The sequence below is a fragment of the Streptomyces sp. NPDC059255 genome (assembly GCF_042752355.1).
In the GTDB taxonomy this organism is placed as follows: Bacteria; Actinomycetota; Actinomycetes; order Streptomycetales; family Streptomycetaceae; genus Streptomyces.
Window position 1 is genome coordinate 1 of record NZ_JBHYZP010000082.1, and the last position, 6585, is coordinate 6585.

The window sequence follows — 6585 nt, forward strand, 5'->3', positions numbered from 1 at the left end:
TCGGCTACTCCGGCGTCATGTCCGGACCCCTGGTGCGTTCGTCGTACCGCGCGGGGCGGCTCTACCAGCAGGCGATCGAACGGCGCGGCGCGACGCTCAGCGCGTTGTCCATCTGAAATCCGGCACGGAACCATCCACTCCACGCCAATCTGCGCCGATAGGAACGTCGGCCACAACACCGCCCGGGGCGCTTGGTTACGGGGCCCGGGCGGCATTTCCCGCCCCGCAACATCATCCGCCTGATCCGGACAATCGGCGTCGGCGTCTACTCGCCATCAGAGCCGCGTGGTCAAATACTGAAGGCGAGGGGGATCAACTCGACGGAAATCGGCCCCCGTACGCCGGTCGAAACTCCAGGAATTATCCGCAACACGGAGTGGCGGAGGAATCCACCGAGTTGGGGTGAGCGGGTGACGGAGCGGCAGACTTTCACGAACGCGTCCTTCGGCTCATCTCTCCGGCACCTGCGCACGGAGCGCGGGCTGTCCCTGGGAGATCTGGCACGATTGGTGAATTACAGCAGAAGCCACCTGAGCCGGGTGGAGACGGGGAACAAACGGCCCACCGAGGGACTGGCCCGGCGGTGTGACGAGGTTCTGGGCGCGCAGGGCAGCCTCTCCCAACTGGTCGTCCGACCGCCGCGGCGGCGACGGGGGCGGATCAGTCCCGCTCAACTTCCCAGGAACATCTCCGACTTCACGGGGCGCACCGATGTCTTCGGGGAGCTGGACAGGATGCTCGCCGAGGTGGACCGGCAGCATGACGGGCAGGCGGTCGTCACGCTGGTGGACGGGGCGGCCGGTGTGGGCAAGACGGCCACCGTCGTGTACTGGGGCCATCAGGTCAGGGCCCGGTTTCCCGACGGCGTGCTCTTCGCCGATCTTCAGGGGTTCGGCCCTCGGGGACGCAGCGCCGACAGCCGGGACGTGCTGCGGAACTTCCTGACGGTCCTGGGCGCCACGGGCGATTCGCTCCCGGACGACGTACAGCACCTGGCCGCCAACTACCGCAGCATGCTCGCCGGAAAGCGGCTGCTGATCGTTCTCGACAACGCGTTCAGCGCGGAACAGGTCCGCCCGCTGCTGCCCGCCTCCCCGCGCTGCATGACGGTGATCACCAGCCGGAGCCGGCTGGCCGGACTGGTCGCCCGGGAAGGGGCGCACCGCGTCACCGTGCCGTATCTGACCGATGCCGAGTGCGCCGAACTGCTCTCGCGTATCAGCGGATTGCCGTCCGTACGCGGGAATACGCGGTTCAGATACCCATTCCTTCCGCTGGCGCTGCGGATCGCCGTGGAGCGCATGGACGCGGTGGGCGGGATCGAGTTGTGCGAACAGCGCAACCCGGACTCGATCCTCACCTATCTGCGTACGGTCAACGACGAGACCAGCAACATGTACACGGTGCTTTCCTGGTCGTACCACTACCTCCAGCCGGAAGTGGCCCGGGCCTTCCGCCTGCTCGGCACGAGGACGGCCGACCCCTTCACCGTCGCCGAGGCGGCGGGATTGCTGAGGACCGACGTGGTGCGCTCCCAAAAGGTGCTCGACTCGCTGGTGGACATTCATCTCCTGGAGCCCGCTTCCTCCCGGGAATACCGCTTCGAGGGAATGGTCAGGGCGTTCGCCCGCGAATGCGTGCGGCGGCACGAAGGACCGGTGGAGCGGGCCGGGTGACCCGGACAGCGGTCACGGCTCGGACTGCGGCAGTGGCAGTGGCAGTTCGGACGACGACGGGCCGTCCGGCCCGACCCCGCCCTCGACCCCGCCGACGGGCTCGGGGGCGGGGCCGGCCTCGGCCGGGCAGTCGGCCTCGGTGGCCTGGACCGTACGCCGGCCGGACCCGTCGGCGACGGTCAACTCGGCCGGGCCGGGGGCGGGTGTCTCCAGCGCCCGGGCGGCGGCCACGGTGCAGACCAGCTGGTTCACGCCGAGCCGCGGGAGACGGTCCTGCCGCACCAGCTCGATCAGGACCCGGTCACCGTCCACCGTGACCCGGGGCCGGCTGCCGGACAGCTCGGTGGTCACCCCGCCGAGCGCCTCGGCGGGCTGGGGGCCGCGGAACACGAGGTTGACGGCGGTGGTGACATCGAAGGAGGTGACCCCCTCGGAGCGCACCACCGGATACAGGGCCCCGTCCTTGACCAGGTGGACCAGGAGGACGGGGCGCACGCCGGTGGCCGGTTCGCCGACCTCCACGACACCGGTGCCGGGGATCCGGCAGCCGGCCGCGAGCAGGAGCGGCGTGGCCGACGCGAGCAGCAGCGCGGCGGCCCGGCGACCGCGAGGTGTGCGGGTCATGCGCGCTCCTCCGGACCGAGGTCATGGGATACGGGTGGGGGCTCGGCCGGTTCGGCCGGCGGCGGGATCTCGACGGTGAAGACGGCGCCGCCGTCCGGCCGGTTCGCCGCCCGGATGGTGCCCCCGTGCAACTGGACGTTCTCCGCCGTGATGGCGAGCCCCAGACCGCTCCCCTCGGTGCGGGTCCTGGCGGTGTCCGACTTGTAGAACCGGTCGAAGACGTGCGGGAGGACGTCGTCGGGGATGCCGGGGCCGCTGTCCGTCACCTCGATGACGGCCCGCCCGCCGGAGCCCTCGTACAGCCGTACCCGTACGGGGGGTGCGCCGTGCCGCAGCGCGTTGGCGACCAGGTTGGCGACGACGACGTCGAGGCGGCGCGGATCGGCACGGAATCGCAGGGCGTCCGGGGGCGGCAGCTCGGTCTCCACGGTCTCCGTCCAGCCGCGGGTGGCGAGCGTGCGGCGCAGGGACTCGGCGAGATCGATGCCGTCCCGGTGGAGTTCGGCCGCTCCGGCGTCGAAGCGGGAGATCTCCATGAGGTCGTCGACGAGCCGGGCGAGCTTGAGGGTCTCCTGGCTGATGAGGCGTACGGCGGTGGCGGTGTCCGGGTCGAGCCGGCCGGCGTCCTCGTCCAGCACGTCGGTGACGGCGGCCATGGCGGCCAGCGGGGTGCGCAGTTCGTGGGAGACGTCCGAGGCGAAGTGGCGGGCCCGGGCCTCCATCCGGCGCAGTTCCGCGACGGAGTGGTCCAGCGCGGTGGCCGTCTCGTTGAACGTCCGGGAGAGGTCGGCCAGTTCGTCCGAGCCGTGCACCGAGAGCCGGGTGTCGAAGCGGCCCTCGGCCATGGACCGGGCGGCGCGCCGCAGCTCCCGTACGGGGCGCAGCACCCCGCGCGCGGCGAGCAGGGCGAGGAGCACCGCCAGGCCGAGCGCGGGGAGCGTGGCGCGCTGGACGGCGGAGACCAGGGCGTTGACGTACGCCTCCTCGTCGCTCTGGGAGACGATCAGGAAGACGGCGAGGCCGGAGTGGCGGGATGTCCGGCCCTGGGGGGCGGCGTAGGTGACGGGCAGGCCGACGACGAGGACGGAGGTGTTCCGCGTGGGCACACGCTGGAAGACCGTGGCGGACTTGGTGGAGGCCGCCCGTCGCAGCTCGGGGGTGAGTTCGGCGAAGCGGTCGTCCGGGGACGAGGTGGCGCGCAGGTCCCGGTAGGTGGTGAGGATCCGCCACCCCTCGGACTGGCCCGCGCGGGCCACTTCCTGGGTGAACCACTCCAGGTCCTGCTGTCCGGCCGGCAGTCTGAGCCCGGGTGCCGCGTTGTTCACCCGCTCGCGGAACTGTGTGACGACGGTGTCCTGGCTCTGCTGGAGCACGCCGGTGCGTGCCTCGCGGAAGGTCAGCGCACCGCTGGTGAGGGTGCCGGTGACGGCGACGAGGGTGAAGGCGACCATGAGACGGACGCGCAGTCCGCGGACCCGCGGGATCAGGCGGATCCGGGATGTCAGGGGGCGTATGCCGGGGAGTCTCATCGAGGGCTCGGACGCTCGGGCCTCAGCGGGACCGGAAGCGGTAGCCGAAGCCGCGTACGGTCTGGACGTACCGCGGCGCCCCGGAGGGCTCGGCCATCTTGAGGCGCAGGCGCTTCACGCAGGCGTCCACGAGTCTGATGTCGCCGTGGTAGCTGTGTTCCCAGACGGCTTCGAGGAGTTGCTGGCGGCTGAAGACCTGTCCGGGTGAGGCGGAGAGGGTGAGCAGGAGCCGCATCTCGGACAGGGCGAGCGGGACGGGTTCGCCGCGGAGGGTGATGTCGAGTCCGGCGCGGTCGATGACCAGGTCGCCGTGGCGTTCGATCCGCGGGGCTCCGTCGCCGTTGCCGGCGGAGTCGCCGATCCGGCGCAGTACGGCCCTGATCCGGGCTTCGAGGACGCGGGCCTGGACGGGTTTGACCACGTAGTCGTCGGCCCCCGCCTCCAGGCCGACGATGACGTCCACGTCATCGCCGCGCGCGGTGGCCATGATGATGGGCACCTGGCTGCCGGTCCGGATCCTGCGGCAGACGTCGAGCCCGCTCATTCCCGGCAGCATCAGGTCGAGGACCACGACGTCGGGACGGAACCGCCGGAGCTGTTCGAGCCCGAGTTCCCCCGTCGCGGCGGCCTCGACGTCGTGACTCTGGCGACGCAGGGCGAGTTGTACGCCCTCGCGTACGGCGGGGTCGTCTTCGATGAGCAGGACACGTGGCATGCCGACAGTATCCGCACCTCCGGGCGGGGTGCCCGGTGCGAGGGGGCGCGACGGGGGCAACTGTTACGCGACGATCATATGAAACCTCACACCGACATGCGTTATGGGTTCGTTATCTTATGGTCCAGGTTTGAACACACCGCGCGCGCAGCCTCTCCTTCCATGATCCAGCGCACCTCCCATGCCCGGCCGCGCGGCGGGCGCCGACGCCGGCCGAAGCGATCCGCCCGGGCCGGGCGGGCCCACAAGGCGCCGCTCGTCGCGGGGTTCACCGCCGTCGCGGCCCTGGCGGTCGTCGGTCTCGTCGTCACGGAGCAGGGGCGCGGCGGGGACGGGACCGCGGCGGGGACGCGGAACGACACGTCCACGGCGGCCCCATCGTCGCCCTCCCCCTCGCCGTCCGGCTCCGGTACGGGCTCCGGGGCGCCGCCGAAGACCAAGGCGCCGAAGACCAAGGCGCCGAAGCCGACGAAGTCACCGGACTCCTCACGGTCCTCCGGGTCTCCGACGTCGGAGCGGTCGGGGGCCGGTATCCCGGAGAGCGGGCCGGGAACGTTCACCACGGCGGGCGCGGGCAGCGGGACGGCCGGCGGCGGGCGGATCGTGACCTACTCCGTCTCGGTCGAGGACGGGCTGAAGGAGTCCGCCGCGGCGACCGCGGCGGAGGTGGACAGGATCCTGGCCGGCCCGCGGGGCTGGACGGCCGACGGTGCCACCGGCTTCCGGCGGGTCGCGGGCGGCACGGCCGACTTCGTCGTCCAGCTCGCGACGCCGGACACCGTCGACCGGGTCTGCGGCGAGTACAACCTGGACACCGGCGGCGAGGTCAACTGCAACGTCGGCCGGCACGTGATGGTGAACCTCAAGCGCTGGCGGCTGGCCACCCCGGCCTACGCCCACGACGTGCCCTCGTACCGCGCGCTGATCATCAACCACGAGGTCGGCCACTTCCTCGGGCACGGCCACGAGACCTGCGCCGGGCCGGGAAAGCCCGCTCCCGCGATGATGCAGCAGATCAAGGGGTTGCGCGGGTGTGTCATCAACGCCTGGCCCTACGCGGCGGACGGCACCCGGATCACCGGCCCTCCCGTTCCGTGACCTCCGCCCCGCCGCCGACCGGGAGCTCCAGTTCGGGGCGGTCCCACGGCACGGCGGGCGGGCGCGCGGCCACGGTGCCGGTCCGCCGGGCGCCGACGCGGCGGTAGAAGCCCTCGGCGGGCGGGTGCGCGACCACCCGTACGGTGTCGAGCCCCGCCGCCCTCGCCCGCTCGGTGAGATGCCCGATGAGCCGGCGCCCGATGCCGAGCCCCTGGGCGTCGTCGGCGACGAACATCAGGTCCAGCTCCGGCGGTTCGAGGACGAGCGCGTAGAAGCCGAGCACCCGGCCGTCGCCGTCGGCGGCCACATGCACCTCGTGGGCCTCGATGTAGTCCTGGCCCACCCGGTATCCGGCGACCATCGAGGCGTAGGGGCCCTCGTAGGCGCGGGAGCGCCGGACCAGCCGGGTGAGCCGCCCGGCGTCGCCGGCGGTGGCCCGCCTGATCGTCACGGCCGCCGCGCGCGCCCCGCCCCTCGGACGCGTAAGTCTCGATCCCATGAGAAGAGTATTACGCATCGTGAGGTACGGGTGCGACGCGGGAGCCCTTACGCCGCGCGATACGAACACGGGGGCGCCCGGCCCCTCGTACGGGCCATCGCGGGGCGTCGGCCGCGTGGCGCCCACGGGGCGCGGGCAGGGTACCGGCAGGGTGGGGCCGGGCCGGTCCGCCGTGCCGCACCCGGGGACGCGCAGCGCGCCTTCCAGAGGTCCGGACCAGCCGGTGTGTTCTTTCTTTGCCATCAGGTTATTGGCATGCACCTGCCGGACGGTCAGCATGGAAGGGATCCCCGCTACGCGCGTCAATTCCCCCCACGGCACACCGATTTCGGGAGAATTCCATGGCAGCCCACGGCCCCACCGCGCCGCTCGGCCCCACCTCGTCCCACCCCGCCCCGTCCCGCCGGACCCTGCTCAGGTCGGGGGCGTATCTGGGTGCCGCGG

Annotated in this window: 6 protein-coding genes and 1 pseudogene; 3 read left to right on the plus strand and 4 right to left on the minus strand. The window is 72.0% G+C overall.

Annotated features, from left to right (window positions below):
* Together ACFXKG_RS40885 and ACFXKG_RS40890 are read left to right on the plus strand one after the other, a co-directional pair.
* Positions 1-116: pseudogene (locus ACFXKG_RS40885) on the plus strand (lipoyl synthase); the annotation flags it as partial.
* Positions 117-410: 294 nt separating this feature from the next.
* Positions 411-1676, plus strand: coding sequence for a helix-turn-helix domain-containing protein (locus ACFXKG_RS40890; RefSeq protein WP_384850605.1), 1266 nt, complete (start codon positions 411-413; stop codon positions 1674-1676).
* Positions 1677-1688: 12 nt separating this feature from the next.
* Here the strand turns inward: ACFXKG_RS40890 and ACFXKG_RS40895 are convergent, their stop codons facing one another.
* From ACFXKG_RS40895 to ACFXKG_RS40905, 3 genes are all read right to left on the minus strand, one after another.
* A complete protein-coding gene (locus tag ACFXKG_RS40895) occupies positions 1689-2300 on the minus strand; it encodes a hypothetical protein (protein ID WP_384850608.1) in 612 nt (203 codons plus the stop codon).
* The gene (locus tag ACFXKG_RS40900; protein WP_384850611.1) at positions 2297-3751 is read right to left on the minus strand and encodes a sensor histidine kinase; all 1455 of its coding nucleotides are present in this window, start codon (positions 3749-3751) and stop codon (positions 2297-2299) included. Before ACFXKG_RS40900 ends, ACFXKG_RS40895 begins: the two co-directional genes overlap by 4 nt.
* 100 nt (positions 3752-3851) lie before the next feature.
* Positions 3852-4544 carry a response regulator gene (locus ACFXKG_RS40905; protein ID WP_384850614.1) on the minus strand — a complete coding sequence of 231 codons (693 nt, stop codon included), beginning with the start codon at positions 4542-4544 and terminating at the stop codon, positions 3852-3854.
* Between the two features lie 162 nt (positions 4545-4706).
* On the opposite strand from ACFXKG_RS40905, the gene ACFXKG_RS40910 reads away from it, so the two are divergent.
* The gene (locus ACFXKG_RS40910; RefSeq protein ID WP_384850617.1) at positions 4707-5642 is read left to right on the plus strand and encodes a DUF3152 domain-containing protein; all 936 of its coding nucleotides are present in this window, start codon (positions 4707-4709) and stop codon (positions 5640-5642) included.
* On the opposite strand, the gene ACFXKG_RS40915 is transcribed toward ACFXKG_RS40910, so the two are convergent.
* Complete coding sequence (locus ACFXKG_RS40915; protein WP_384850621.1) at positions 5620-6141, minus strand: GNAT family N-acetyltransferase; 522 nt, start codon at positions 6139-6141, stop codon at positions 5620-5622. The genes ACFXKG_RS40910 and ACFXKG_RS40915 overlap by 23 nt on opposite strands.
* Positions 6142-6585 lie beyond the last annotated feature (444 nt).

Coding starts and splice junctions, on each gene's coding strand:
- ACFXKG_RS40915 (WP_384850621.1), bottom strand. CDS start 6,141: ATGGGATCGAGACTTACGCGTCCGAGGGGCGGGGCGCGCGCGGCGGCC.
- ACFXKG_RS40895 (WP_384850608.1), bottom strand. CDS start 2,300: ATGACCCGCACACCTCGCGGTCGCCGGGCCGCCGCGCTGCTGCTCGCG.
- ACFXKG_RS40900 (WP_384850611.1), bottom strand. CDS start 3,751: ATGGTCGCCTTCACCCTCGTCGCCGTCACCGGCACCCTCACCAGCGGT.
- ACFXKG_RS40905 (WP_384850614.1), bottom strand. CDS start 4,544: ATGCCACGTGTCCTGCTCATCGAAGACGACCCCGCCGTACGCGAGGGC.
- ACFXKG_RS40910 (WP_384850617.1), top strand. CDS start 4,707: ATGATCCAGCGCACCTCCCATGCCCGGCCGCGCGGCGGGCGCCGACGC.